The 25,797-nt window shown below is 51.5% G+C and carries 27 protein-coding genes and 1 tRNA gene; 26 read left to right on the top strand and 2 right to left on the bottom strand.

Annotation, left to right across the window (positions count from 1 at the left end; all coding sequences use genetic code 11):
• The first annotated feature begins 116 nt into the window (after positions 1–116).
• From rpmG to VLH40_03645, 10 genes are all read left to right on the top strand, one after another.
• Positions 117–266 carry a 50S ribosomal protein L33 gene (gene rpmG / locus VLH40_03600; GenBank protein HSV31092.1) on the top strand — a complete coding sequence of 50 codons (150 nt, stop codon included), beginning with the start codon at positions 117–119 and terminating at the stop codon, positions 264–266.
• An 18-nt stretch (positions 267–284) separates the two neighbouring features.
• Positions 285–360 (top strand) — tRNA-Trp (locus VLH40_03605).
• Positions 361–534: 174 nt separating this feature from the next.
• The gene (gene mnmA / locus VLH40_03610; protein ID HSV31093.1) at positions 535–1,599 is read left to right on the top strand and encodes a tRNA 2-thiouridine(34) synthase MnmA; all 1,065 of its coding nucleotides are present in this window, start codon (positions 535–537) and stop codon (positions 1,597–1,599) included.
• 274 nt (positions 1,600–1,873) lie between these two features.
• The gene (secE, locus tag VLH40_03615; GenBank protein HSV31094.1) at positions 1,874–2,077 is read left to right on the top strand and encodes a preprotein translocase subunit SecE; all 204 of its coding nucleotides are present in this window, start codon (positions 1,874–1,876) and stop codon (positions 2,075–2,077) included.
• A 24-nt stretch (positions 2,078–2,101) separates the two neighbouring features.
• On the top strand, positions 2,102–2,626 hold the full coding sequence (nusG, locus tag VLH40_03620; GenBank protein ID HSV31095.1) for a transcription termination/antitermination protein NusG: 525 nt from the start codon (positions 2,102–2,104) through the stop codon (positions 2,624–2,626).
• Positions 2,627–2,698: 72 nt separating this feature from the next.
• Entirely contained in the window at positions 2,699–3,127 is a 429-nt protein-coding gene (gene rplK / locus VLH40_03625; GenBank protein HSV31096.1) for a 50S ribosomal protein L11, read from the top strand.
• 21 nt (positions 3,128–3,148) lie between these two features.
• A complete protein-coding gene (gene rplA, locus VLH40_03630; GenBank protein ID HSV31097.1) occupies positions 3,149–3,865 on the top strand; it encodes a 50S ribosomal protein L1 in 717 nt (238 codons plus the stop codon).
• Positions 3,866–3,972: 107 nt separating this feature from the next.
• A complete protein-coding gene (gene rplJ, locus VLH40_03635; GenBank protein ID HSV31098.1) occupies positions 3,973–4,572 on the top strand; it encodes a 50S ribosomal protein L10 in 600 nt (199 codons plus the stop codon).
• Positions 4,573–4,584: 12 nt separating this feature from the next.
• Positions 4,585–4,962, top strand: coding sequence for a 50S ribosomal protein L7/L12 (rplL, locus tag VLH40_03640; GenBank protein ID HSV31099.1), 378 nt, complete (start codon positions 4,585–4,587; stop codon positions 4,960–4,962).
• A 161-nt stretch (positions 4,963–5,123) separates the two neighbouring features.
• On the top strand, positions 5,124–6,017 hold the full coding sequence (locus VLH40_03645) for a DMT family transporter (GenBank protein ID HSV31100.1): 894 nt from the start codon (positions 5,124–5,126) through the stop codon (positions 6,015–6,017).
• A gap of 20 nt (positions 6,018–6,037) precedes the next feature.
• Here the strand turns inward: VLH40_03645 and VLH40_03650 are convergent, their stop codons facing one another.
• On the bottom strand, positions 6,038–6,799 hold the full coding sequence (locus VLH40_03650; GenBank protein HSV31101.1) for a YdcF family protein: 762 nt from the start codon (positions 6,797–6,799) through the stop codon (positions 6,038–6,040).
• Between the two features lie 131 nt (positions 6,800–6,930).
• On the opposite strand from VLH40_03650, the gene VLH40_03655 reads away from it, so the two are divergent.
• Genes VLH40_03655 through VLH40_03665 form a run of 3 tightly spaced genes read left to right on the top strand, consistent with a single transcriptional unit; the run spans position 6,931 to position 8,923 of the window.
• Positions 6,931–7,476, top strand: coding sequence for a LemA family protein (locus VLH40_03655; protein ID HSV31102.1), 546 nt, complete (start codon positions 6,931–6,933; stop codon positions 7,474–7,476).
• Between the two features lie 13 nt (positions 7,477–7,489).
• The gene (locus VLH40_03660) at positions 7,490–8,437 is read left to right on the top strand and encodes a phosphoglycerate dehydrogenase (protein ID HSV31103.1); all 948 of its coding nucleotides are present in this window, start codon (positions 7,490–7,492) and stop codon (positions 8,435–8,437) included.
• A 12-nt stretch (positions 8,438–8,449) separates the two neighbouring features.
• The gene (locus tag VLH40_03665) at positions 8,450–8,923 is read left to right on the top strand and encodes a thermonuclease family protein (protein ID HSV31104.1); all 474 of its coding nucleotides are present in this window, start codon (positions 8,450–8,452) and stop codon (positions 8,921–8,923) included.
• Positions 8,924–8,959: 36 nt separating this feature from the next.
• On the opposite strand, the gene VLH40_03670 is transcribed toward VLH40_03665, so the two are convergent.
• A complete protein-coding gene (locus tag VLH40_03670) occupies positions 8,960–9,598 on the bottom strand; it encodes a bifunctional 4-hydroxy-2-oxoglutarate aldolase/2-dehydro-3-deoxy-phosphogluconate aldolase (GenBank protein ID HSV31105.1) in 639 nt (212 codons plus the stop codon).
• Between the two features lie 336 nt (positions 9,599–9,934).
• On the opposite strand from VLH40_03670, the gene VLH40_03675 reads away from it, so the two are divergent.
• The 13 genes from VLH40_03675 to VLH40_03735 form a co-directional block, all read left to right on the top strand.
• On the top strand, positions 9,935–10,681 hold the full coding sequence (locus VLH40_03675; GenBank protein HSV31106.1) for a GntR family transcriptional regulator: 747 nt from the start codon (positions 9,935–9,937) through the stop codon (positions 10,679–10,681).
• A gap of 14 nt (positions 10,682–10,695) precedes the next feature.
• A complete protein-coding gene (locus VLH40_03680) occupies positions 10,696–11,082 on the top strand; it encodes a cupin domain-containing protein (GenBank protein ID HSV31107.1) in 387 nt (128 codons plus the stop codon).
• On the top strand, positions 11,075–12,595 hold the full coding sequence (locus VLH40_03685; GenBank protein ID HSV31108.1) for an FGGY family carbohydrate kinase: 1,521 nt from the start codon (positions 11,075–11,077) through the stop codon (positions 12,593–12,595). The genes VLH40_03680 and VLH40_03685 overlap by 8 nt, the downstream gene beginning before the upstream one ends.
• 15 nt (positions 12,596–12,610) lie before the next feature.
• Positions 12,611–14,050: an NAD-dependent succinate-semialdehyde dehydrogenase gene (locus VLH40_03690; protein ID HSV31109.1), complete on the top strand. Its 1,440-nt coding sequence runs from the start codon at positions 12,611–12,613 to the stop codon at positions 14,048–14,050.
• Positions 14,051–14,141: 91 nt separating this feature from the next.
• Positions 14,142–15,446, top strand: coding sequence for a sugar ABC transporter substrate-binding protein (locus VLH40_03695; protein HSV31110.1), 1,305 nt, complete (start codon positions 14,142–14,144; stop codon positions 15,444–15,446).
• Between the two features lie 105 nt (positions 15,447–15,551).
• Complete coding sequence (locus VLH40_03700; protein HSV31111.1) at positions 15,552–16,415, top strand: sugar ABC transporter permease; 864 nt, start codon at positions 15,552–15,554, stop codon at positions 16,413–16,415.
• A 3-nt stretch (positions 16,416–16,418) separates the two neighbouring features.
• A complete protein-coding gene (locus tag VLH40_03705) occupies positions 16,419–17,243 on the top strand; it encodes a carbohydrate ABC transporter permease (protein HSV31112.1) in 825 nt (274 codons plus the stop codon).
• A gap of 31 nt (positions 17,244–17,274) precedes the next feature.
• On the top strand, positions 17,275–18,078 hold the full coding sequence (locus tag VLH40_03710; protein HSV31113.1) for an SDR family oxidoreductase: 804 nt from the start codon (positions 17,275–17,277) through the stop codon (positions 18,076–18,078).
• Positions 18,079–18,287: 209 nt separating this feature from the next.
• Complete coding sequence (locus VLH40_03715) at positions 18,288–19,601, top strand: extracellular solute-binding protein (GenBank protein HSV31114.1); 1,314 nt, start codon at positions 18,288–18,290, stop codon at positions 19,599–19,601.
• Positions 19,602–19,663: 62 nt separating this feature from the next.
• Entirely contained in the window at positions 19,664–20,545 is an 882-nt protein-coding gene (locus VLH40_03720; protein ID HSV31115.1) for a sugar ABC transporter permease, read from the top strand.
• Positions 20,542–21,375, top strand: coding sequence for a carbohydrate ABC transporter permease (locus tag VLH40_03725; GenBank protein HSV31116.1), 834 nt, complete (start codon positions 20,542–20,544; stop codon positions 21,373–21,375). Before VLH40_03720 ends, VLH40_03725 begins: the two co-directional genes overlap by 4 nt.
• 14 nt (positions 21,376–21,389) lie before the next feature.
• Positions 21,390–22,385: a sugar phosphate isomerase/epimerase family protein gene (locus VLH40_03730; GenBank protein HSV31117.1), complete on the top strand. Its 996-nt coding sequence runs from the start codon at positions 21,390–21,392 to the stop codon at positions 22,383–22,385.
• Positions 22,386–24,082: 1,697 nt separating this feature from the next.
• Positions 24,083–25,797: DUF4118 domain-containing protein (locus VLH40_03735; protein ID HSV31118.1), on the top strand; the 1,715-nt coding region annotated here is incomplete at its 3' end.

The raw sequence follows: 25,797 nt of genomic DNA on the forward strand, positions 1-25,797 counted from the left end.
ACCCCATCGCCATGGAGAAGGGACTGCGCTTCGCCATCCGGGAAGGCGGACGGACGGTGGGAGCCGGTGTGGTCACCGAGATACCGGTGTAGGAGAAGGATTGGGAGGTTTGCATCGTGCAGGAAACCATTAATTTCGAATGTACCGACTGCCGCCGGCGGAATTACCAGGGAATGAAGAATAAGAAGAATAAAACCGCCCGGCTTGAATTAAGGAAATATTGTTCCCATTGTCGCAAACATACTACGCACAAGGAACTCAAGTAGAGTATAATAACGATGTGCAGGTCCGTAGCTCTAACGGCAGAGCACCGGTCTCCAAAACCGGGGGCTGCAGGTTCGAATCCTGCCGGGCCTGCCATTTATGTTTCAGGAGTTAGGATGCACAGGTCCTCTGTTTCCTTCAAAAAGGATCACAGCCAATCAGTTTCCTCTCTCATTAGTAGGTGAATGGCCCAATGACCACAATCCTGAAAAAAAGCGTGATTCGCCTACTCATCGTTGTCTGAACTCACGAACCGCCCGTGAGATGATCATGAACGGAAAGAAAGTATTGGTGGCCATGAGCGGTGGTGTCGATTCCTCGGTAGCCGCGTATCTTCTGAGGGAACAAGGGTATCAAGTGGCCGGTGCGACCATGTGTTTGGGAATTCCGCAGGGGGGAACTATTGTGGCGTCGTGTTGTGGCCCACAGGCGGTTGAGGATGCCCGTAGCGTCGCTGGCCGTTTGAAGATTCCCCATGTGGTTTTGGATTTTTCCGCTGAGTTGGACAGTCGGGTTGTGGAACCGTTTATTCAGGAGTATCTCAAGGGAAGAACCCCGAACCCCTGTGTTTTATGTAACCAATATCTCAAGTACGGCAAACTCATGGACTTTGCCCGCCAATCCGGTTTTGATTACCTGGCCACCGGTCATTATGCCCGGATTCAGGTGGCAGGGACCGAGTATAGGCTTATGTGTTCCAGAGACCAGTGGAAAGACCAGACCTATTTTCTCTATCGGATTCCCAGAAGTCAACTTGCCAATATCCTCTTCCCGCTCGCGGACCTGACCAAGAACGAGGTACGGCGGATTGCCGAAAGCGCCGGGCTGCATGTTCACGACAAGCCTCAGAGTCAGGATATCTGTTTTCTTCCATGGGGAGATTACCGATCTTTGATTCGCGATCGTATGGGGGGAGAGCGGCCTGGATTCATTGTGGACCAGTCCGGCCGGGTTAGGGGAGAACACCGGGGGGTGTACTCGTATACGCTTGGGCAGCGCAAGGGCTTGGGCCTGGGCGGACCGGAGAACTGGTATGTGACGGCGCTCGTTCCGGAAGAAAACAAGGTGGTGGTCGGTACGTTCGAAGAATCTCTCGCCCGGGGATTGAGGGCGGACCGGATCAACCTTCTGGTGGACAGGTTTCCGGAGGAAGCCCGGGTCCGAGTCCGGTATTCTCAGGATACGTTTCCTTGCCGGATAGCACTACAGGAGGGAGAACTGACTCTTATCTTCCCGGAACCTGAGGCCTTCGTCTCTCCCGGTCAGTCCGCGGTTTTGTACCAGGGTGAACACGTCTTGGGAGGAGGGATCATCACCGGGATCATCCGCTGCTGACTTTTTGAATATAAGGGTAATTTTCAGATCTCCCGGATCAGGGCTGGAACGGCCCTGACTTTACTGGACTCGCGAGTTCGGATGAGGCTGTTCGTCTATACCCAAGAGGCCATTCGAATCATTGACAGGTTTCAGGAAAGACCTTATAATGTCGCAGGTGTCGGGGCATGGTCTTCTTTTTCCTCATTTGGGTTTTCTCCAATGGAGTCGAACCCGATTGCAGTGCCGGCAGTCTGCGGTTCTATTTCGATCTTACGGAAAGGAATGACGCGATGTGGGGTTTTTCGTAAAACTACTTAAAGGATTGCGGACCTATTTCCGGGATGCTTGGAATGAGATGAAGAGAATCACCTGGCCAAGCAAAAAAGATCTGTGGGCGAGCTTTTTGACCGTCATGCTGGTGATTGCCGTCATCGGAGCTTTTTTGGGAGCCATCGACCTGGTACTCACCTCGGTAATAGGATACTACTTGCGGTAAGAAGGAGAGAACAGTCATTTCATCATGGAGAAAAAGTGGTACGTAGTCCATACGTTAGCCGGCAGTGAACATAAGGTCAAAGCCAACCTTGAACGGCGCATCGTGTCCATGGGGATGCAGGACCAGATCTTTCGAGTCGTCGTTCCCATGGAGGAGACGATTGAAGTAAAACGGGGGAAGAAAAGATTTACCAAGAAAAAAGTATTTCCGGGCTACGTCATGGTTGAGCTGATTATGAACGACCGTTCTTGGTATGTGGTACGGAATACTCCCGGAGTGACTGGGTTCGTTGGTTCCGGGCTGAAACCTGAGCCGCTCAATGAAGGAGAAGTGAAGGTGATTCTCCGTCAAACCGGTGTCGAAAAAGGGGTACCCCGGCTGGATATCGAAAAAAACCAGACAGTGAAAGTGATTGCCGGACCCTTTTTGAACTATACTGGAGTGGTGGACAACGTAGATAACGAAAAAGGGAAAATCATTGTCCTACTCTCGATTTTCGGTCGGGAAACCCCGGTCGAACTGGAATTTTCCGACATCGAAAAGCTCTGACCATTGGTCGTGATTCTGAGGTGTTGAGAGAGAACGTGCCTTTCAGGCTGGATACGAAGAGGTGGAAAACGTATGGCAAAAAAAGTGGTAGGATTTGTAAAGCTCCAGATTTCCGGAAGCATGGCCACCCCGGCTCCGCCGGTAGGACCGGCGCTGGGACAGTATGGTGTGAATATTATGGAATTTTGTAAAGCCTTCAACGCCAGGACCGAAAAGGAACGGGGTGTTTTGATCCCGGTCGAGATAACTGTCTTTGCCGACCGGTCGTTCACCTTTATCACCAAAACCCCTCCGGCTTCCTTCTTGATTAAGCAGGTTCTGGGAAAAGACAAGGGATCCGGTGAACCGAACAAGGTCAAGGTGGGCAAGTTGTCCCAGGCGAAACTAAGGGAAATTGCTGAGAAGAAAATGCCGGATCTCAACGCCAACGATATCGAGGCGGCGATGTTGGTGATCGCCGGTACAGCCCGGAGTATGGGCGTGGAAATCGAAGAGGAATGACCGGCGAGGGAGGATGTTCATATGCCGAGGCAAAGCAGGCGGTTTGAGGAACTGACCAAAAAAATCGAAGCAGGCAAATCTTATGAACCGGACGTAGCCTTGAAATTACTCAAGGAGATATCCACGGTTAAGTTTGACGAGACAGTGGAGTTGGCGGTCCGGTTAGGAATCGATCCGAAACAGTCCGACCAGCAGGTGCGGGGACCGGTATCGCTTCCCCATGGAACCGGGCGAAAAGTCCGAGTCCTGGTTTTTGCTCAGGGAGACAAGGCCAGAGAAGCACAGGAGGCCGGAGCAGATTACGTAGGATTGGACGACTTGGCGGAACGAATCCAGAAAGGCTGGTTCGACTTTGATTCCGCCGTCGCGACGCCGGACATGATGCGCTTGGTGGGAAAACTGGGGAAATTGCTGGGTCCCCGGGGATTGATGCCCAATGCCAAGGTCGGTACCGTTACCTTCGATGTGGGACAGACGGTGAAAGAAATAAAGACCGGCCGGGTGGAGATTCGTAATGACAAGTATGGTAATATTCATATTCCGATAGGTCGGGTCTCTTTTACAGTGGAACAGCTCGCGGACAACTTTTTTTCGGTGCTGGAAACCGTGGTGCGCATGAAGCCATCGACGGCCAAGGGCCGGTATATCCGGGGCATTGCCCTGTCCACGACCATGGGTCCCGGCTTGAGAGTTGAGCCCAATGTGGCCCTGAATCGCATGGAGGAGAGAGTCGCGTAGAAAGGAACATCCAGGGAACGCAACTGAGTACAGATTGAACAGGTGAATAGGAAATCAGGCTGGAGAACCGGGTGCCGGAGGCTTAATTTCCCGGGGAGGCTATGCGGGTGAAGACTCCTCTGGAGTCTTTTTTTTTGCCTCTTCCGGCCGGTCACGATGGAACAGGAAAGGAGGTTGGTTTTTTGGATCGAAACCGTAAAGAAGAATTGGTCAAAGACATGTATCAAAAGCTTCAGGAAAGCCAGGCGGTTTTTCTTTTCAATTATCACGGTATGAATGTGATCAATGTCGAGAATCTTCGTAAAAATCTCCGCGAGGCGAAGGGCGAAATGAAAGTGGCCAAGAATACCCTGGCTAAAATCGCTTTTCAACAGGCACAGTACCCCCTCGAGGAAAACCTGCTGACTGGACAAAGCGCTTTTGCTTTTTCCTATGAAGATGCCGTGGCGGTAGCCAAAACCCTCTCGGAATTTACCAAGAAGGCACCACAAATGGAACTGCGCGGAGGGTGGTTGCGCCGCTCATTTCTGGGAGTTGATGAGGTCAAAAGATTGTCGATCCTTCCGAGCCGTGAGGTACTCATTGCCCAGGTTGTGGGGGGAGTAGCCGCGCCGCTTACCGGTCTTGTGGGTGTGTTGAGTGGAGTCTTGCGTCAATGTGTTTGGGTACTCAAGGCGATTGAGGATAAAAAGAGAGAATCTGAGTGAGGAGGTCTGATTATGACTAAAGAAGAACTCATTGGAGCGATTGAAAGTATGACCGTCCTGGAGCTTTCCGAACTGGTGAAGGCTCTGGAAGAGAGGTTTGGTGTTTCAGCCGCGATGCCGATGGCCGCCGCGGCTCCGGCCGCCGGGGGGCCTGTGGCTGCCGTGGAAGTAGAAGAAAAGACCGAGTTCGACGTGATCCTGAAAAGCGTCGGTGCGCAAAAACTCCAGGTAATCAAAGAAGTGCGAGCCCTGACCAGCCTGGGACTCAAGGAGGCCAAGGAATTGGTTGATACCGCTCCGAAACCGGTCAAGGAAGGGATTTCCAAGAACGAAGCGGAAGCGATCAAAGCCAAACTTGAGGCGGCAGGCGCCGAAGTGGTGTTGAAATAGCGTTTTTGTTCCTCTCCCGGGATCTCGCCCATGTTGCCGATCCCGGGAGATTCCCCGGTCCCTGCCGGCTTTATGCCTCAAGGAAGGGGCGTCCCGATAGACCCGTTGAACCTTTCCCTTCTTGTATCTCGCTTCTTACACAATATACAGGAGATCTCGCCGTGCAGAGTCGTTTCTGGAACGATCCCCGTCTCTGGTTGGTTCTGGTTTCGGTCATTTGGGGCTTCAATTTCAGTATCGTCAAAGGGGGCATTATGGCTGTCGGGCCGATGTCCTTTTCTTTCACCCGTTTTGCCCTGAGTGCCGTCGCTATGCTGCTGGTTTTATGGAAAATGGAAGGCGGTATTCTGATCCGAAAAAGGGACATTCCAGAATTTATGTTGCTGGGAGCTCTCGGTTTTGGATTATACCAGCCGCTTTGGAGTTGGGGGCTCCGGCTGGGACTGGCTTCTCATTCCGCCATTATTCTTTCTATTTCTCCGGTTGTCGTCTCGATCGTCACTTTTTTCCGGAAAGAAGAAGAGGTGACCTGGGTAAATCTGCTGGGAGTGACCATCGGTTTTCTGGGAGTCTTCTTTCTGGTCAGGCAAAACCAGGAAGCCATTCATCCCCGGGACGTTCTCGTCGCCAATCTCCTCACGTTTGCCGCCGCCTTTTGCTGGGGGCTCTATTCCTATTATGGGCGGAACATGCTTCGCCGTTATTCTCCCTTGCTGGTCAGTACCTGGAGTATCCTCTTCGGACTATGCTTCATGCTCCCCGTATCCCTGCCCGAGCTTATGACCGTTCAAGTGAGCGAGTTCGGTCCGGTAGTATGGGGGGCCTTACTTTATGGAACAATCCTCTCCTCTTTGCTCGCCTATATCATCTGGCTGAACGGGGTGAAAAAACTCGGCGCTTCCCGGACTCTTTCCTTTCAATATGTTATACAAGTCTTTGGCGTATTGGCCGCCTGGCTCCTGTTCAGGGAACCGGTAGGATATGGTCTACTGCTGGGGATGTTTTTTGTCAGTCTGGGTCTGTGGTTATCTCAGCGAAAAAAACGGAAAAGTTAATCCGACGATATCGACTACCCCTACCAGACGATCAGACGATAGAACAAGTACCCGATCATTTCCTGGATCGCCTGACTTACCGCATTGAATGCCCGGCGGGACGGGAGAAAGTCCACCAGGGAAAGAGGTACAAGATCATAAGAAAGATGAGCCCGGATCGGAGTGATGACCGCACCGGGGATATGCTCGTGAAATGCGAAGAGAGCGCGCCGCAGGTGGAGTCCGGAGGTGACCAGGAAGAAATGCTCGGCGTCTAAAAGTTCGAGGATCGGGACAGTGTACCGGGCGTTTTCCCAGGTCGTCAGTGATTGGTCTTCTACCATGATATCCCGCTTCGGAATTCCCCAGTCAAGCAGGATGGCTTTCATGATGTTTGCGTCATTTTCCGAGTCGGACCCCCGGAGGCTCCCGCCGCTTACTACAACCGGGAGGGGCCGATCCTGATAAAGACGAAAGGCGGCCAGGCACCGCAGAAGGGTATAGGGTCCCGGGGACGTCGTAAGGGTTTCCGCATCGTAGAGCGAACCGCCGCCCAGGATCACTATGGCTCTTTCCTGCGCGGTACCGGGTGGGACCGGGGAAAAAGCTCTTTCCCAGGATGTGGCGATGTAGCGTGCGCCCAGGCCGGTGGTCAAAAGATATAAGACACAGGCCAGAATATAAAAGATGCAGGAGCTGCGGCGTTCCCGCCTTAGGACGATGCCCAGGACGATGGCGAGGGTCACGAACAGCCCCGGTAGAACCAGAAGTGAACTGGCGATTTTTTCCAGGATAAACCACATGTTTTCTTCCCCCTTTATGCCAGCTGTGTTATCCTATCTACAACACCATAAGCGAGTTCGTTTTTTTTACCGCCCGGAATTGTTTTTCAGGGTAATCTCTCCGCCTGACACCGGCAAAGGAGGTCAAATACATGGGGTGGATTGTGCTAGCCATAATCGTTATTGCGGTCCTTCTCCTCATTTCCCTGTATAACCGGCTGATCGTTAATCGGAATAAGATAGACAATGCCTGGGCCCAGGTCGATGTTCAGTTGCGCCGGCGGTACGACTTGATTCCGAATCTGGTGGAAGCGGTCAAAGGGTATGCCGCCCATGAAAAAGCTTTGTTTGAAAATGTCGCCAAGGCCCGCCAGGCGGCGATTCAGGCTCAGGGTCCGGAAGCTAAGGGCCAGGCCGAAAACGTATTGACCGGCGCCCTGCGGCAGCTTTTTGCCGTGGCCGAAGCTTATCCGGTTCTCCGGGCCAGCGATAACTTCAACCAGCTGCAGGCGCAGTTGAGCGAAACCGAGGACAAGATCGCCTACTCCCGCCAGTTCTATAACGATACCGTATTTATGTACAATACGTCTATCGAAAAATTTCCATCCAGCGTGTTTGCCAACCTGTTTGGTTTTACCCGAAGAGTCTTTTTCGAAGTAGAGGGAGAAGGAAGAGAACCAGTAAAAGTCCAATTTTAGGAGGTTAAAGTTTATGGACACAGTCGTTGTCCTCGCCCGTTCCTTTGGAAAAGCGTCGAGTGAGCCACTTGATATTCTGAAAAAAGCAGGCTTGACTGTCGCGGTCAAAAAAGATCCCGAGCCGGAGAACGAAATGGTGGTCGCTGATCTCATCGCGGGAGCACAGGCGGTGATTGTCGGAATGGACCGGATCGGAGAGATGGTATTGTCACGCTGTTCAAACCTGCGGGTGGTTTCCAAACACGGGGTTGGTGTGGATAATGTCGATTGCGATGCCGCCCGACGTCACGGCGTGGTTGTCGCCAACGCCCCGGGGACTAATTCGGACTCAGTCGCGGATATGACCCTGGCTCTGATGCTGGGCTTGGCCAGAAAGGTACCCGCCATTCTCGAAAACGTCCGAAACCGGGTGTGGAGCGCCTCGGCCTTTGGATCGGAAATGGGTGGAAAAGTACTTGGTCTCGTGGGATTTGGCCGAATCGGACAAGGAGTGGCCCGGCGGGCGCGGGGCTTCGATATGGATGTCCTTTTTTACGATCCTCTGATTACGGAAACGGAAATTGCGGCAAGAAAAGTGTTGTCTTTATCGGAACTCTTCTCTGGCGCCGATTACATTTCCCTGCACGCTCCTTTGAGTGAGTCCACGCGGGGAATGGTCAACGAGAGCCTTTTGGGCCTCATGAAAAAAGAGGCCTTTCTCATCAATACCGCCCGTGGGGAATTGATCGACGAAGCCGTCCTGTTCCGCTTTCTGAAGGAAGGACGAATAGCCGGTGCCGGACTCGATGTGTTCTCGGAAGAGCCTCCTTTTGACAGTCCGCTTATGACCCTTCCGAATGTCCTGGCGACACCGCATGTCGCATCTCATACCCGGGAAGCGAACAGTAAAATGGGTACGATTGCAGCGGAGAATGTCGTTCGGGTTTTACGAGGGGAAGAGCCTCTTTACCGGGTCACTTGACCCATGAGAAGAATGGCCAGAAAATCCCGCCGGAATTTTGGCTACGTCTTTCTCCTGTTACTGCTTATCGCGGTATACGCTTGGGAACGGAACCCGGATAGGCAGGTGGTCAGCCGGGTCGTCGATGGAGACGGGATCGTTCTCGCCGGCGGAGAACGAATCCGCTATATCGGCATTGACACACCGGAACTTAACCATCCGTCGCGGGGTACAGAATTTTTTGCCCAAGAAGCTTATAAAGCCAACCGCCGGATGGTGGAAGGGAAAAGAGTGGAACTCAAGTTCGACGTCGAGGAGAGGGACCGCTATGGGCGATTACTTGCTTATGTCTACATTGACGGGTTGATGATCAATGAATGGCTGGTGGCCAATGGCTATGCCCAGGCGGCGTCCTTCCCGCCCAACGTAAAACATGCCCAACGCTTTCAGGAACTGGAACAGAAAGCCCGCGAACTGGAGATCGGTTTATGGGCGAAAAGAGAATGAGCTAAAAGACCCGCCCGGCTTGTTCAGGCGGGTATTTTAGCTGAGAGCCTTGACGTAGGATCGGGCGATTTCAGTTAGCTCCGACCATTTTTCCCCGGCGATCAGCGTAGAATCCACCAGCTTACCGCCTACCCCAAAACAACTGGCTCCAGCCTGGAGATAGCTTTTCATATTGGAAAGGTCGATGCCTCCGGTAGGACAGAGTTTGATTTGGGGGAAGGGGGCCTTGATGGCTTTGATATATTCCGGTCCCAGGCTCGAAGCTGGGAAGACCTTGATACACTCGGCTCCCGATTCCCAGGCGGATAGGATTTCCGTGGGGGTCAGGGCCCCGGGTATAACCGGGATATCGTAACGATGGCATATCGTGATCACCGCGGGATTCAGGGCCGGAGTGACGATAAACTGGGCACCGCTCAAAATGGCCGCCCGGGCGGTCTCCGTATCCAACACGGTTCCCGCGCCGAAAAGAACATCCTCCTTTTCCGCGCGGACTTTTTCCAGGGCTTTCAGAGCTCCTGGAGTGGTCATGGTTACTTCGATACAAGAAATTCCACCTGCTTGCAGAGCCGTGACGGCGTCAACCAACGAGCCGGCTTCCCGGCTGCGGATAATGGCCACGATTTTTTTGTCTTCGATATACCGGACGATGTCAAAACGATCTTTCGGCTTCATAGCTTTCCTCCTGTAGATGTATTTAAGAACAGTGAATCCTTTCTTCGCTTCCTCTGTTTTTATCCCTTGCTGCCTTCATCCATACCGCCGGTTGACCAAATGAAAAAAAGATTGAAGGAGGACATCGATGACAGTATAGCGAAAGATTATCTCATTTTACAGTATCTCGCGATACATAGTAACCTACTTGCAGAAAGAAAACCAGCCGGAAAACCAATAATCACAGCTATTACTCTGGTTACAAAAGCGTTTTTTCTTAATCCTGGGGCTTGACAAAAGGAGAAAAATGCTCAATCATAATGATGAATGATAAATAGATCATAACCTTTGAGGCCTATGAACCGGGAAAGCCAAGTCCAAGCCCCGCTGTACATTAAAATCAGCGAGGCCTTGAAAAAGGAAATCAGCGATGGAACCTATGAAGCAGGGGATTTCTTGCCGACCGAGGATGAACTCGAAGAACGCTTTTCAGCAAGCCGGACCACGATCCGTAACGCTGTGGGCAAGCTGGAACGTGACGGCTTGGTCTTTCGAAAACAGGGCAAAGGTACGATCGTTCAAGAACCAAAACCCATCCAAAACCTCAATCTGATTACCTCTTTCACCGAAACCCTCCGGGAAAAGGGAGTAACGGTGGAAACCGGCAACCTTTCTCTCGATCTCATCACACCGCCGCTTCGCATCGTACATTTGTTAAGCCTGAAGAACGGCGAAAAGACTTATCTGGTCCAGCGCATCCGCATTGCCGATGGGGTTCCGATTGCCTTCATGAGCAACTACCTGGTTGCCCGGCTGGTGCCCGGCATGGAAAACAAAAAGAACGCTCTGCGCTTGATGGGCCTGTACCAGCTCCTAGAGGAAGAGTACGAACTGGAACTTGCTCGGGCGTCGGAAACGATTGAATCCTATATTAGTGGGCCGTTGGAGGCGGACCTCCTTCATTTGACGGATAAGACTGCCTTGTTCCATACGGTTAGGATAACCTACCTGGCCGATGGTACCCCCTTTGAAGTAGTTGTTTCGGTCATTCGGGCCGACCGATATGAATATCGAGTGTATCTGGAAAAAAGGCCAAAACATTGAAGGAGGTCATTGCATTGTCTGTCATCAAAAAACGGAATGTTGCCGCCGTCGCTCCGGACGCCGGAAGTAATACCTGGCAGGATGTTCTGGGGAAAATCGGGGAAAACGTGGTGCGGGATACCATCATGCTTTTAAAGGACGGGGAGAGCGAATCGGGTCTGATCAATGTTGGATATACGACCATTTATCCGCACTGCAGCACCAAGGGTCATGAACACCCCCCTAAAGAGGAGATATATTACATATTGTCCGGGAAAGGGATCATGGACATTGCCGGGGAACGGTTCGATATCGAGGCCGGTGACGTGGTCTATATCCCCTTTGAAAAATTCCACCGAACCGAGAATCCCAATGGCCTTCCCCTGGTGTACGTGTGGGTGACCGTAAAGAAAGATGGTTAACATGACCGAAGCGCGGGGTGTTCTGGTTCTGGATGTCGGTACGGAGAGTGTGCGAGCTGCCCTGGTGGGGACGGACGGGACGATCCACGCTATGGCTGGCGGAAACCCCGCTTTTTCTTCTCCCCGCCCCGGCTGGGCGGAACAGAGCCCGGCGGAATGGTGGGACCTGTCCCGACGGACGATCCGGCAGTTGACTGCCGGGTATCCTGACTTTGCGGTACTGGGCATCGGCGTCAGCGCCCAGATGCACGCCTGCATCCCGGTTGACGGAGCGGGAACCTTACTTATGGAACAGGTCCCCATTTGGTGCGACAAGCGGTCTTCGGCGCTGTGCCGCGAAGTGGAGACTCGGATATCGCCCGCTACGCAAATCCAGAAAACCGCCAACCTTCTCCTTCCGGCCTGGACCGGCCCGAAAATGCGGTGGGTCGCGGTAAACCAGCCGGAGGTCTATGCCGGGACCCGGTATTTCCTGACTGCCAAAGACTACATCAATCATTGTCTGACGGGGGAGTTCGTCACTGATTATTCCGAAGCCTCCGGTAGCTTTCTTTTTTCCTGGGAACAGAAGCTATGGGATCCCGATCTGGTAGATCTGTTCGGACTTGACCGGCATAAACTACCGCCGGTGGTTGCTTCCTCGGAGATCATCGGAAATCTCACGGCGGAACGAGCGGCTGAACTGGGATTGCGCCCCGGCCTTCCAGTCATCTGTGGAGCCGGGGATATGCTCTGTCTTTTGCTGGGCGGAGGGATGGCCCGCCATGGAAGTTCCTGTGATGTGACCGGAACGGCGGCGGATGTGTCCATTTTTTCCCCCGTACCGCTTTTGACCGAGCGCTTGATGAACCTCCATCACGCGATTGATGGATGGATCAGTTTCGGCATTCTTGATTCCGGCGGGGGAAGCCTGAAATGGTTGAAAGACGCCCTGTATGATAGAGGCAAGGGGAATAAGGCCTCATATCGGGAAATCGATGGCGAAGCCGGTTCCGTTCCCCCGGGAGCGGAAGGACTGTTGTACTTTCCGTATCTTCTGGGAGAACGGCTTTTGGGATCTCCGCACGCACGCGGTTCCTTCTTCGGCCTTTTGCCCGGTCACCGGCGAGGGCATTTCGCTCGGGCGGTGATGGAAGGGGTTTGTTTTGATTTACGAATGAGTCTTGAGGAAATCGAGAGGCTTTATGGTGAGCCGGTGAAAGAGATGTCGGTGATCGGCGGTGGGGCAAAAAGTGATCTGTGGTGCCAGATCAAGGCCGATATCTATGGAAAACCGATGTATACTCTCGAAGAAGCCGAGGGAGGTATCGTCGGCGCGGCGATGTTGACGTTTTCCGCCGTCTCCGGGGAGAGCGTATCTGGTCTCGCCGCTCGCTGGTTGACCCGAAACCGGGAATTTACACCAATTCGGGAAGCGTGCCCGGTGTACGACCAGAATTACAGTCGATTCCGCCGTTTTCATGATCTTTTCCAGGAAGCATACCGGCATTACAGCGACGATGGACTGAAGTGAGAAAGGAAGGCTACGATGCTTCATTGCAAATCATTGATTAACGGGGTATGGGAAGATGGCGACGGGGTTATTGAGGTACAGAACCCGTCCAATGGAGAAATATTCGCGACGGTAACCAAAGCAACGGAAAGCCAGGTAAAACAGGCGATTGAGGGTGCCCACCGGGCATTCAAGCGTTGGTCGAAGATGCTGGCGATGGATCGGTGTCGTCTTTTATTCAAAGCCGCGGATTCAGTTCGCCGGCAATCCGGTGAGATCGGCGATCTTCTGGCCCGGGAACAGGGGAAGGCACGAGGAGACGCTAAAAAAGAAATTCTGGGGGCGGCGGACTGCCTCGAATATTACGGCTGTCTGGGGGTGAACATCCTTGGAGAGGTTCCACCTCATAACGCGAGTAATTTACGCAGCATCGCCATTCGCCAACCGCTTGGTGTTGTGGCGGCCATCGCCGCCTGGAATTATCCGGTGAGTCTCATATCCTGGAAACTGGCCCCGGCCCTGGCCGCCGGATGTACGGTGATCGTGAAACCCTCCCGGGAGACACCCCTGTCCACGATCGAGTTTGTCCGGGCCTGTAACGAAGCCGGATTTCCGGAAGGCGTGCTCAACGTGATCAGTGGTGATAACACGGTGGTGGGGGGGGAATTTTTCGCCAACCCCCTGGTCCGCCTGATTGCCTTGACCGGTTCGACCGAAACCGGGAAAAAATTCATAAAATCCTCGGCTCAGACCGTGACACGGCTGATGCTGGAACTGGGCGGTCATTCCCCGCTTCTGGTCTTTGCCGACGCGGATCTAAAGCGGGCGGTCAAAGACGGAGTTAAGCGGGCGTTTCGCAACTCAGGCCAGATCTGCAACTCGGTGAACCGGATTTATGTTGAACACAGTGTGCTTGACTCTTACCTGGGCGCCTTTGTCGAGGAAACCCGCAAGTTGACACTGGGTGACGCTTTCGATGAGCCGGCTCCTGATTTGGGACCGATGGTCAACCGCGACGGAGTGGAAAAAATGGAAGCGTTCGTGCGTGATGCCCGGGAAAAAGGTGGAAAGATACTGTGTGGCGGGCGTCAGCCCGCCGGCCCGAAATATGCCCGGGGGTTTTATTTCGAACCCACGGTCGTGGCCAATGTCACCCCGGACATGAAAGTGATCGCCGAGGAACCCTTCGGACCCATAGTGGCCATCGATTCCTTCACCGATCTTGAAGAAGTCCTCCACAAAGCCAACGATACTCCCTATGGTCTGGTCGCTTACGTCTATACCTCGGATATGAAGAAAGCCGCCTATGCGGCGGAAAACCTGGAATGGGGAAACGTGGCCATCAATAATATCAATCCGGACAGCCTCTATGCGCCGTACGCCGGATGGAAAGAGAGTGGAATAGGCCTCGAACTGGGCCATTACGGGTTGGAGGCCTATCTTCAATGGAAACATATCAAGGTGGAGGTGATGTGAGGGGAAAATGACCTTGTTTTACGAAATCGGCCGCAGCATCTCCGTAGTGGAATCAGGTTAGTTCAAAAAAAATAAGTGGGAGGAATAGACAATGCGGTATAAATGGTCTGTCGGTTTAGTGTCCCTGGTGACCGTTGTATTGGCAATAGTTTCGGTCGGATTTGCCCAGAGTGACTTTAAGGGGGTCGAGATTTCGGCGATAACTTGGGATACAGCTACAGCGCGGGCGATTGAAGCGTTGATTCCAGAATTTGAGGCAGAATATGGAATCAAGGTGAATTGGGAGGTTTACTCGGAACCCGTTTTGCGGGAAAAAGTCATCGCCGACCTTGCTGCAAGAACAGGTGCGTACGATATCTTCCTTTTGGATGGTTGGCAGACCGCACGATATGTTCGGGCAGGCTACGTCGTTCCTTTGGATGACCTATTGGCCAACCAGAAATCTGAATACTATTGTGAAGATTTCGCCCCGATTTATCTCGATGCGCTCAAGTATGATGGAAAGCTCTGGGGATTGCCGTATTACGGACATGTCGGGATTCTCATGTATAGACAGGATGTATTTGAGGAAATGGGGATTGCCGTTCCCGAAACAACCGCTCAGATGACCGATGTGGCAGCGAAAGTGACTGACAAAGCGAATAACTTCTTTGGTATCGCCATGCGGGCGATCCGGGGAGAAGACAATCCCATTATCTCTACATCATGGACCTGGGTACATGGTGGTGAGTGGCTTGATGAAGAGAACAAACCCGGAGTCACCAGCCCCGAGTTTATTGCCGGTGTTGAATGGTTCTCCGATATCCTCAAAAATTACGGGCCCCCGGACGTATCGAGATACAGCTGGTTGGAAGTACAGAATATTTTCGTTACCGGACAATGTGCAATGATTTTTGATGCTTCCGACTTCGTAGGTCGTATCGAAGATCCGAACCTTTCCCAAATCGTGGGAGACGTCGGATATGCCTTGGCTCCGGCAGGACCCTATGGACCGGTGACAGAAAGGTATGCCTCCCATCTGTTTACCGCTGGTATGGCGATCAATGCTGATTCAACGAATATCGACGCGGCTTGGCTCTTTTTACAGTGGATGACCAGCAAAGAAATCCAGGTTAGAACCATGATCGAGGGCAACAATACCGGCATCACAAGCGTTTCTGCCATGGCCAGCGAGGAGTTCATGAATGCGTTCCCGGGTGTACCGGTCATTTTGGAAGCATTGACTCTCGCGAATCCGGAATATATGCCCCGCATTCCTGAATTTCCGGAACTGTGCGAGATCATTGGAACCCAAATATCCCGAACGGTAACCGGTGAAGTGAGCGTTGAAGATGCCATGAAGTTGGCTTATGATGAAATGTATTCTGTATTGGAACGGGCTGGATACTATAGATAAGGGATAAGGACAACGACTCTCGATAATCATTAATCTGCCAAGGGGTCAAAAGGTATCTTCCAGTGATTGGCCTTTTGACCCCGTTCATTGAAGGAGTGACCATAGATGGTTTTACAAAAAAGAAGTTTTTTGATTCTCTTTCTACCGGCCTTGATTATTCTGCTCTGCGTTTCTGTATATCCCTTTATAGTCAGTATTGGTAATAGTTTCCGCTTTTATAATCTTACCAATCCAGAAGTTGGAAAACCTTGGGTCGGGGGAGAGAATTACGCGTGGCTTTTAACGAATGTCCGTTTTTGGCATTCTCTCAAAACAACCTTTCAGTTTGTTTTATATGGTCTCTTGATTCAACTTGTTTTTGGATATATCATCGCTTCGCTCTTGAACAAGCTGAAAAGGGGAAGTGTCTTCTTGCCGTTTTTCCTAATCCCCATGGTGGTCACTCCGGTCGTGGTCGGATTGACCTGGCGTTTAATGTATGATTACACGTTGGGGATTGTTAACTATTTAATTGGGTTCCTTTCAATTCCTTCACAGCCCTGGCTTGGAGCGGGAAGACTGGCTCTTTTTTCCGTTGTTTTGGCTGATGTTTGGCAATGGACACCTTTATTCGCTTTGATCTTGTATTCCGGTATGAGATCGTTACCCGTTGAACCCTACGAAGCGTCTGCCATAGATGGAGCATCTCCTTTACAAGTCTTTATTAATATCAGTATTCCACTCTTGAAACCGGTCATTTTAGTGGCGCTTCTTCTGAGAACCATTGATGGGTTTAAGTGGTTTGATACCATTTTTATCATGACCGAAGGGGGACCGGGTATCGCCACCGAAACAGTGAGTCTCTACGCCCACCTAATAGCCTTTAACTTTTTTGACATGGGACGGGGCTCAGCGATCGCTATTTTAATGGTTGTTATTATGAATATATTATGTATATTATATACCAAACTCATTCCTGAAAAGGAGTAAAATATGTCTAAAAGAAAGAAGAGTAGTGATATTTATCTGTATATAATTATTATTGTAATGCTTATCATTTTTCTCTTTCCAGTCTACTGGATCGTTACCATGTCTTTGAAAACAAGGCTTGAGGCGATCAGTATTCCACCTGTTTGGTTTTTTCGACCAACTCTGGATAATTATGCAACTGTATTGTCAGGCGGTTCGTTTCCCAGGAATTTTATGAATAGTTTAATTATAAGTATATCAACCGTTTTCCTCTCAGTGCTGGTTGGGACACCTGCCGCCTATGCATTGGCCAGGTTTCATTTCCGTCACAAGGACAAGGTCATGTTCTGGATTTTAAGCACCCGAATGGCTCCTCCTATAGCCGTAATAATCCCCTTTTTCCTTATATTCAGGGATTTGAGGCTATTGGATTCACATATGGCTCTGATCATTGTGTATCTCACCTTTAATCTTTCTTTTGTCGTGTGGTTGATGAGGAGCTTTTTCAGGGATATCCCCTCAGAACTGGAGGAGGCAGCATTGGTAGACGGGGCCACGGACCTTGGAGCGTTTGCCCACATCGCCCTTCCTCTCTCAATTCCTGGAGTCGTGGCGTCTACCATCCTCTGCTTTATTTTTTCCTGGAATGAATTCTTTTACGCGTTAATCCTTACTCGGAGATTCTCTCAAACACTCCCTGTGACCATCCATAGCTATATTGGGTTTATGGGGATTGAATGGGAGAGGATGGCTGCTGGTGCCGTGATGGCAGCGGTTCCAATACTGGTCTTAGCTCTCATTGTACAAAAATATCTGGTTAGAGGATTAACCTTGGGTGCCGTGAAATGAAGGAGCATTACGGGTTGGAGGCCTATCTTCAATGGAAACATATCAAGGTGGAAGTGACGTGAATGTATTTAGTCTGCAGGACAAGGTTGCTGCAGTCACCGGGGGCGGTAAAGGTCTCGGGAAACAGATGGTCCTGGCGCTTGCTTCGTTTGGTGCGAAAGTCGCGATCATCGATAAGGATTTTCCCAGTGCGGAAAAGTTGGTTGCCGAACTGCAAGGTCGTCCTGGCAGTCCTCGGGCGGTCGCGTTCGCAACGGACGTTACCCAAAAATCCGAGGTCGAATCAACCGTTGAACGGATCTGCGAGGTTTTCGAGAGAATCGATATTTTGGTCAACTGTGCCGGGATCACCAGACGCAGCGATGCCCTGTCGATGTCCGAGGCCGATTGGGATGAGGTCCTCGACGTCAACCTGAAGGGAGTTTTTCTCTGTTGCCAGGCAGTTGGGAGAAAGATGGTCGGCCAGGGAACGGGAAAGATCATCAATATCGCTTCCGTAGTCGGTCAGAGAGGACTCTTTCATCCCTTGGATTACGCTACCTCTTATTGCGCCAGCAAGGGTGGAGTCATCCAGCTGACTCGGACTCTTGCCGCGGAATGGGCGAAATATAACGTTCTGGTGAACGCGATCGCGCCGACTTATTTCATGACCGACATGACCCGTCCGCTATTGGAAAACTCGGAATTTAAGGAATACCTGAAATGGAAGATTCCTCTGGGAAGGCCCGGAAAACTGGAGGAGTTGGTCGGTCCGGTGGTATTTTTTGCCTCTGAGGCGTCGAACATGGTCACCGGCCAGGTCTTGAATGTCGATGGAGGGTGGACGGCGATTTAGGTTTTTTCTCGAGGGGAGAGGAGAATAACGGAGGATGGAAAAGAGCTTCAGGAATCAGGGTGGATTTTGGAAAGCCTGGCTCTATGACCCTTTTACCGATTATGAATATGGGAGGTGATGTACGAGAAGAATAATGGGTGGTAAGTGTCAGGTAGTTTCGTTGTCTTCAAAAGGGAGTTTTCTCCAAAAAATAAGGGAGGTTGACAATCGTGAAAAAGTTAGTTGTTTTATTTGTCATGTTCGCTTTAGTGCTTGGAGTCACTGCGATGGCTGGAGCATTCCAGTTTGCTTCCTATGCTGAAAAACCATTTGCCGGACAGACCATCAATGTGGCCATGGTGGCCGAACCCCGCGCCGACGCGATTCGAGAATTGTTGCCCGAATTCGAAGCATTGACTGGCATCAGGGTCAACATCGAAATTCTTCCCTATTCGACATTGCAGGAGAAGCAAGCCGTTTCGCTGGCTGCGGGGACCGGTGTTTATGATGTGGTTCATGTCGACTGCGTGTGGGTCGGACAGTATGCCGGCCTTGGCTGGGTTATACCGGTGGACGATTTCATCGCCAACACCAACCCGGACGTTTTAGCCCTGGACGATTTTATTCCCTCGGTCCTGGCTGAACAGGGCATGTGGGAAGGAAAAGTGTACGGACTTCCCTTCATTCAGGCGGTGTTTGGTCTGCACTACCGGACCGATATATTCGAAGAACTCGGCCTGACCCCGCCCCAGACCTGGGACGAACTGCGGGATATGGCGGCCATGCTTAGCGAGACGCTGGCTGAGCGCAACATGGTCGGGATCACCTTTATGGGCCGCCGGGGCGTACAAGCTCAATGCACCTATAACAACATGCTCTGGTCTTTCGGTGGAGACTGGTATGATGAAAACTTCAATCCGACGATCAACAGCCCGGAAGCGGTAGCGGCTCTGGACTATTTCCAGACCCTGATTCCCTATGCTCCTGAGGGCGTTCTGACCTATGACTGGGCAGAAAATGCCGCTGCCTTTGCCCAGGGGATGGCGGCCATGAATCTCCAGTGGCAGAACTCGGCGCCGTTGGCTCAGGACCCGGCTCAATCGGTGATCGTGGACAAATTCAATTTCACCCTGATTCCAGGGGTTATGCAGCCTGATGGCACCATCCTTCGCACTCCCACCTTCGGGGGTTGGGGTCTCATGATTCCGGTGGATGCCCGTCACAAAGAAGCGGCCTGGGAATTCATCGTCTGGGCCACCTCGCCGGAAATGGAAGTAAAACTGGCTCACTCGCAGCCGGGTTCCCGTTTTTCCTCTCTTCAGAATCCGGAATTGGCCGCCCGTTTCGTAGAATATGAAGGCATGTTGGCCTCGCTGCCGATTGCCAGAGGTCGTCCCCGGATCGCGGCCTACACAGAACTGGCCGATGCTCTGGAAGTGGCCATTTCTGAAGCGATGACTGGAATCAAGGATTCACAAACCGCGCTAAATGATGCCAATACCCGTTTCGGGGAAATCCTGCGAGCCTGGGGTTACCTCGAATAAGCCAATTCGTACTGAACTCCCCGCGTCGTTCCTGACGCGGGGAGTTCTCTGGATGGGAGTGGATGATGAAGCGTAACTTAGAAAAATTTGCCCCTCTGCTTTTTATCGGGCCGGCTGTGTTTATTCTTTTGTTTATTGTTATTTTCCCCATGGTCTATTCCTGGGCTTTAAGTTTTGCCGAGTGGAACCTGATGCGTGGTGGCGACTGGCGCTTTGTGGGCTTGCGGAACTACGCTCAGGCCCTCCTTCATGACCCCCATTTTTATACCTCGCTGCGGGTCACCTTAATTTACGTTATCCTGGCGGTCGGTATACAATTCCTGCTGGGATTGGTAATTGCCCTTCTGCTCAATCGGCCTTTGAAGCGGGTTGGTTTTCTCCGAACCGTCCTGGTCATTCCCACCACCATGACCCCGGTGGTGGTCGGCATCATCTGGCGTTTGCTCTACAATCCGGAATTGGGGACCATCAATTATTTCCTCAGTCTGTTTGGCTTTCGGCCTCTCAGTTGGCTGGGAGATCCTTCCCTGGCCCTTCCTTCAGTGATCATGGCCGACATCTGGCAGTGGACTCCTTTCATGGCCCTGATTCTCCTTGCCGGTCTCCAGGCGTTGCCCCGGGAACCATATGAAGCATCGGTCGTGGACGGGGCGACCACCCTCCAGACTTTTCGGCTAATCACCTTTCCCCTCCTGCTCCCCACCATCATCGTGGCTTTGCTTTTACGGATCATGGATGCCTTCAAGATCTTCGACCTGATCTTCATCCTTACCGGGGGAGGTCCGGGGATGACCACGGAAGTCCTGAGCTTCTATACTTACCGGTTTGGATTCAAGTTTTTTCACATGGGTCGGGCGGCAGCCATGTCCTTGCTTTTGTTCGCCATATTGTTTGTAATCACTCAAATCTTCCTTAAATATTACCGGGCAGGTGAAGAGAGATGAGGAAGCATCGACCGAAAATCAAAACGGTCAACTGGATCCTGGGTATAATAAGTGTTATTGTTTTTGTTTTTGTCCTGTTTCCGCCGTTCATGCTTTTTCTAACCTCCATCAAGACTAATCTGGATGCCCTGAGGTTTCCTCCGGTATGGATTTTTCAACCGGTTTTCACGAACTACGGGGAGATCTTCCACCTGGTTCCCTTTGCCCGGAATCTGACCAACAGTCTGATCGTCGCGACAGTGTCTACGCTAGTGGCTCTTTTGGTGGGGTCAATGGCTGCCTATGGTCTGACTCGCTTCCGGTTTCGTCGGGCAAAAGACTTGTCCTTTTGGATTCTCTCCATCCGGATGACCCCTCCGGTCGCTGCGGTGATTCCCATCTTTATCCTCTTGCGCAACTTACGACTTTTGGATACCCAACTCTCGTTGATCATCGCCTACTGTACCTTCAACATTCCCTTTGCGGTATGGCTCCTCAGAAGTTTCTTCCAGGAAATCCCCCGGGAGATTGAGGAGAGCGCTTTGGTAGACGGCTGTTCCTCCTTTGCCACCTTTTTCCGGATCGCCCTGCCCCTGGTGGCCCCCGGTATGGCGGCGACCGGAATCTTCACTTTCATTTTCTCCTGGAACGAATTCCTTTTTGCCCTGATCATGACCGGAACCCGGGCTCAAACGGTTCCGGTGGTCCTGACCGGCTTCATTCGGGAAACCGGGATCATGTGGAGCCATATGGCCGCAGCCGGAGTATTGGCCATGGCTCCCATGATCCTGTTCACCGCCCTGGTTCAAAAAAACCTGGTCAAGGGATTGACCATGGGGGCGATCAAATAGAGGGGATGATACTAATGAAACTGCAGAATTTCCAACTGAAAGACCGGGAAATTATAGATCGGTTCCTGGCGATCAGGCAAAAGCCTGACTTCACCGGAAAGATACAACAGGGTCAACGCCTCAATCTGTCCTGGAGCAATTGGGGGTTCGGCATGGAACCTTTTGTGGATTCCTGCGCCCGGTTGGCCAGGTACAACGTTCGTTATATCGAGCTCCACGGGAACTGGTACGGGCCGGACCTGGGCTATAAAGTCCCGGAAATCAGCAAAATTCTCGCTGACTATGGGATCCGGGTGGGAGGAGTTTGTGGTATGGTTTCTCCCGAGTCGGAACTCTCCAGCAACAAACCTCACATCACCCAGCGTTCTCTCGATTATTTTCGCCGCACTATCGAAAAATGCGCCGAACTGGGAGGAACCTACGTTCTCTTCTCTCCGGCGGCGGTCGGCCGTCCCCAGAAATATGACGACAGTGAGTTTTATCGGGCTGCCGATGCCATCCGCCTCTTGGGGGATTTCTTTTTCCAGCACAACATCCGGGCGGCCATCGAACCGGTACGAGCGGCGGAAGTGAGCTTCTGCCACACCTTCGCCGAAGCGGAGGCCTTGATCCGCGCCATCGATCACCCGGGTGTGCAGCATATCGGAGGAGATCTCTACCATATGCTGGTCGGAGAAAATCACATCCCCGTCACCCTGGTCGAGTACGGTCACCGGCTGACCAACCTGCATACCGCCGAAACGCACCGGGGAGCCCTGGGGACGGGATTCCTGGATATCGATCTGATCATCATGGCCCTTTATTGTATCGGGTACAACAACCCCCGTTGTTTTCTCACTCCGGAGCCGCTCGGTCCGGGCGGGGATCCCTATCCGGCCATGTGGGGACGGACCGACCCGGATCTTTTGGATGCTCTGGTCAGAACCACCGCCGAGTATTTCTATGAAAGGGAAAAAGAAGTGCTGGAGGCGAGTGATGATGAATTAAAGAGGCACATTACTCCTTTTTAACGCCGGCTGGCATAGTACGCCCTTTATTGTCAGTGCTAATTTCATGAGCGAGGAAACTCTCTCATATCAAGGTAAAATCATATGACGCGGGATCGATCAGAATTTTTTTTGATGAAGGAGAGAAACTCTGAAAAGTCGCCAAGACGAGACTCGATGATCAGGTATAGCTCTTCAACGGCCCTAATATCTGAAGTCTTGCGCAAAATAGAAAAATTAATCAATAAGCCATTGTCTTCAAACCCGCGAGATGGGGGATGATAAAAACCTGGATTCCCGCCAACTCATAACGAGGCAGGTAGTTGTACGTCGAGGGCGCGATAGATTGCCTTCTGTTTCTCAAGCATCTCCCCGACCCGTAGTTCTTGGCCTGGAGCAGTAAAGCATTCAATGATATTGAGTTTGTCTAAGGCGCCTTGGAGAGTATATTGCTTGAACAAGTCGGGAGATAATGTCAAATGGTGATGCTACTGCCATAAGTAATTTTGCTGCAAAAGAACGAAGGAAGCCTGGGCCTAAGTTGCCTAAATCAGCCGCCGAAATCACCGCATCTTCGAAGTAAAAAGGCCAAGGATGGCCTTTTCAGCATCACTGCAACCAGACGTGGTCATTGATGCGTGTGAGAAAATGCCAGATGAGGCGGGGCTGATGGCAACGGGGCCTCGCTGAAATGAGTTTTTGCAGCAAAATCAATGTTGGGTATGACCTCAGGCGGCGTCCTCCCTCGGGCGAATTCCCTCGACGAATTGCCTCCCTTCCGCTACCCCTGTAACCGGAAAACTCCCTCCCCCGTCTTTTTTACCGTTTCCCGGCACGAAGAAAGAGCTTAAGAACCATATTGAGCAGGCTTACCCGGGATACTTCCGGGAGCCGGTGGAGCACCTTGCCGGTCCTGGGCCTCCCAAGCTGGGGGCGGGTTTTGTCAAGACCGGGAGGAGGGTTTTCCGGAACCCCCCCAAGTCCCCTCTCCCCCCGCACAGTGCGGACCTTTGACCAGACCAGGCTGTTTCAGATCCAAAATCCCCTCTTTCCGGGATTAGTTCGGTCTCCCGGTAGCTGTCCTGCCGCTCCAAAGGGTCTTTTTCCCATCCTTGACAGACTCTGCTGATCACCAAGACACCGGTCCTCTCCTTCCTGCGGGTAGGCAGGGAGACTCCCCCACCAAGAGAGGTAGCGTTTCCGGAAGAGATCTCTTGTTCTCCAAATGGTGAATTCCTCCGACCAGCGGGCCTTCCGCCGGTCATCGTCGGGGGGAGAGACCTTGGAACTCGCTCCGGGGAACGCGGATTTTCGGGTTGAGGCCATCGGTTTAGTGCGTTTCCCTTGACCATTCCTCATTAACGGGCTTTACTTTTCCCATGGGGGTATCCTTTCTTTGGGGATCGAGGTGATTATCTGGTGATACTTGAATTTCCCCTGAGGATAGGCCAGCTACTTTTATTTGGTTATACCCAAGTTTTGAGGGTGGCTCTATCCTTTCTCTGCCTCCCGAGTTCGTTACCTCAAGGGGGTATTGTTCAGGACGCTACCGGGTGGCTCCTTTTTTTTGCTACCCTTTATGCATTTTTAATTGCCACTCTCTATACTTTTATTTTGCCAGACACACTTAATGTTGTGGGGAAAAACATAACACAATGTTGATTTTATTTATGTTATAATATTTTTACAAAAGAAATTTATGAAGAAAGGGGCGTATTTAAATGGTAATTAAGCAAACGGATTCCGATTCCCTGCTTGAACAGCTTTCCACCATGCCGGCTGGGAAAAAGCACGGCAGGCTGAGAGTCTACTTCGGTTATGCGGCAGGTGTCGGCAAAACCTATACCATGCTCAATGACGCCCATGAAGCTAAAAAAGACGGCATTGATGTGGTTGCCGGTTACATTGAGTCCCATGCCCGACCGGAAACGATGGCTCTTTTAAATGGGTTGGAGTCTTTGCCTCCTTTGGAAATATCCTATAAAGGCGTCATGTTAAAGGAATTTGATCTGGACTGCGCTATCCGGAGAAGGCCGGAGCTTATTCTAGTGGATGAACTGGCTCACACGAATGCCGAAGGCTGCCGCCACAAAAAAAGATATCAGGATGTCGAAGAACTGCTGCGCGCAGGAATCGATGTTTATACCACCGTTAACGTTCAGCATATTGAAAGCCTGAATGATGTTGTAGCGTCCATCACCGGTGTTTCTGTACGCGAACGCATACCGGACAGCGTATTCGATAGTACCGATCAAATTGAACTTGTAGATATCGAACCTGACGACCTGATTGACCGCCTGAATAAGGGAAAAATCTACCGGGAAGAGCAGGCGCAACGAGCGCTTTCCAATTTTTTTACGAAAGAAAAGCTGATTGCACTGCGTGAAATTGCCTTGCGTCGCACGGCAGACCAGGTCAACAGGGTTGCGGTGCAAAACAGTGAGCTCTTAAAAAACAGTATTCCCTATACCAATGAACATATTTTAGTCTGCCTTTCGTCAGCTCCCTCTAACGCTAAGGTTATCCGTACAGCGGCGAGAATGGCGGATGCTTTTCACGGTGCATTTACGGCGCTGTTTGTAGAAACGCCGGAAACACAGGAATTGGAGGGTAAAAACAAGATCACTCTGAGAGAAAACCTAAGACTGGCCGAACAGCTCGGCGCACAAATTGTGACTGTGTATGGTGAGGACGTCCCAGCGCAGATAGCAGAATATGCCAAAACAAGCCGCGTTTCAAAAATCGTCATGGGGCGCTCCAGCCACATAAAGAGATGGTTTAAAAAAATCAATTTTGTGGATAAGCTGACAACGCTTACCCCAACCCTTGACATTTACATTATCCCCGACACGCAGTCATCCTTCCATATCAGAGCTCTCAGATTAAGAAAACCTTCGGGGTTATCACTGGCTGACACAGTTAAATCCATAGGGATTTTGATTGTTTGCACGTTGATCGGACTATGGTTTGATTATCTTGGCTTTAGTGAAGCAAATATCATCACTGTCTATATTCTTGGCGTTCTGCTCAATGCCATTGTAACAAAAGGAAGGATATACGGTGCGATATCGTCTGTTTTAAGCGTGCTTGTGTTCAATTTTTTCTTCACCGACCCCCGTTTTTCTTTTCAGGTATATGGGGCAGGCTATCCGGTTACCTTTCTGGTCATGTTATTGGCTGCCCTCATCACCGGCACGCTAACCAAGCGGATTAAGGAGCAGGCCAAACAATCAGCGCAAAAGGCTTATCGTACTGAGGTGCTTCTGGAAACAAGCCGGAAATTACAGCAAGCGAAAGATCAGTCAGATATTTTGAGTGAAACCGCGCATCAATTGGTAAAACTGCTGGACAGGACTGTGATTTTCTATTCCGCACAAGAGAACACACTGTCCGAACCGCTGATTTTCCCAAAGGAAGATTCGGTAGTTGATCCGCA

The sequence above is a fragment of the Atribacteraceae bacterium genome, from assembly GCA_035477455.1.
Lineage (GTDB): Bacteria > Atribacterota > Atribacteria > Atribacterales > Atribacteraceae > DATIKP01.

Excerpts from the sequence above, each read along its gene's own strand:
- mnmA (HSV31093.1), top strand. The coding sequence starts at position 535 with ATGAACGGAAAGAAAGTATTGGTGGCCATGAGCGGTGGTGTCGATTCC.
- nusG (HSV31095.1), top strand. The coding sequence starts at position 2,102 with ATGGAGAAAAAGTGGTACGTAGTCCATACGTTAGCCGGCAGTGAACAT.
- rplK (HSV31096.1), top strand. The coding sequence starts at position 2,699 with ATGGCAAAAAAAGTGGTAGGATTTGTAAAGCTCCAGATTTCCGGAAGC.
- rplA (HSV31097.1), top strand. The coding sequence starts at position 3,149 with ATGCCGAGGCAAAGCAGGCGGTTTGAGGAACTGACCAAAAAAATCGAA.
- rplL (HSV31099.1), top strand. The coding sequence starts at position 4,585 with ATGACTAAAGAAGAACTCATTGGAGCGATTGAAAGTATGACCGTCCTG.
- VLH40_03650 (HSV31101.1), bottom strand. The coding sequence starts at position 6,799 with ATGTGGTTTATCCTGGAAAAAATCGCCAGTTCACTTCTGGTTCTACCG.
- VLH40_03655 (HSV31102.1), top strand. The coding sequence starts at position 6,931 with ATGGGGTGGATTGTGCTAGCCATAATCGTTATTGCGGTCCTTCTCCTC.
- VLH40_03660 (HSV31103.1), top strand. The coding sequence starts at position 7,490 with ATGGACACAGTCGTTGTCCTCGCCCGTTCCTTTGGAAAAGCGTCGAGT.
- VLH40_03665 (HSV31104.1), top strand. The coding sequence starts at position 8,450 with ATGGCCAGAAAATCCCGCCGGAATTTTGGCTACGTCTTTCTCCTGTTA.
- VLH40_03670 (HSV31105.1), bottom strand. The coding sequence starts at position 9,598 with ATGAAGCCGAAAGATCGTTTTGACATCGTCCGGTATATCGAAGACAAA.
- VLH40_03675 (HSV31106.1), top strand. The coding sequence starts at position 9,935 with ATGAACCGGGAAAGCCAAGTCCAAGCCCCGCTGTACATTAAAATCAGC.
- VLH40_03685 (HSV31108.1), top strand. The coding sequence starts at position 11,075 with ATGGTTAACATGACCGAAGCGCGGGGTGTTCTGGTTCTGGATGTCGGT.
- VLH40_03690 (HSV31109.1), top strand. The coding sequence starts at position 12,611 with ATGCTTCATTGCAAATCATTGATTAACGGGGTATGGGAAGATGGCGAC.
- VLH40_03695 (HSV31110.1), top strand. The coding sequence starts at position 14,142 with ATGCGGTATAAATGGTCTGTCGGTTTAGTGTCCCTGGTGACCGTTGTA.
- VLH40_03700 (HSV31111.1), top strand. The coding sequence starts at position 15,552 with ATGGTTTTACAAAAAAGAAGTTTTTTGATTCTCTTTCTACCGGCCTTG.
- VLH40_03705 (HSV31112.1), top strand. The coding sequence starts at position 16,419 with ATGTCTAAAAGAAAGAAGAGTAGTGATATTTATCTGTATATAATTATT.
- VLH40_03710 (HSV31113.1), top strand. The coding sequence starts at position 17,275 with ATGGAAACATATCAAGGTGGAAGTGACGTGAATGTATTTAGTCTGCAG.
- VLH40_03720 (HSV31115.1), top strand. The coding sequence starts at position 19,664 with ATGATGAAGCGTAACTTAGAAAAATTTGCCCCTCTGCTTTTTATCGGG.
- VLH40_03725 (HSV31116.1), top strand. The coding sequence starts at position 20,542 with ATGAGGAAGCATCGACCGAAAATCAAAACGGTCAACTGGATCCTGGGT.
- VLH40_03730 (HSV31117.1), top strand. The coding sequence starts at position 21,390 with ATGAAACTGCAGAATTTCCAACTGAAAGACCGGGAAATTATAGATCGG.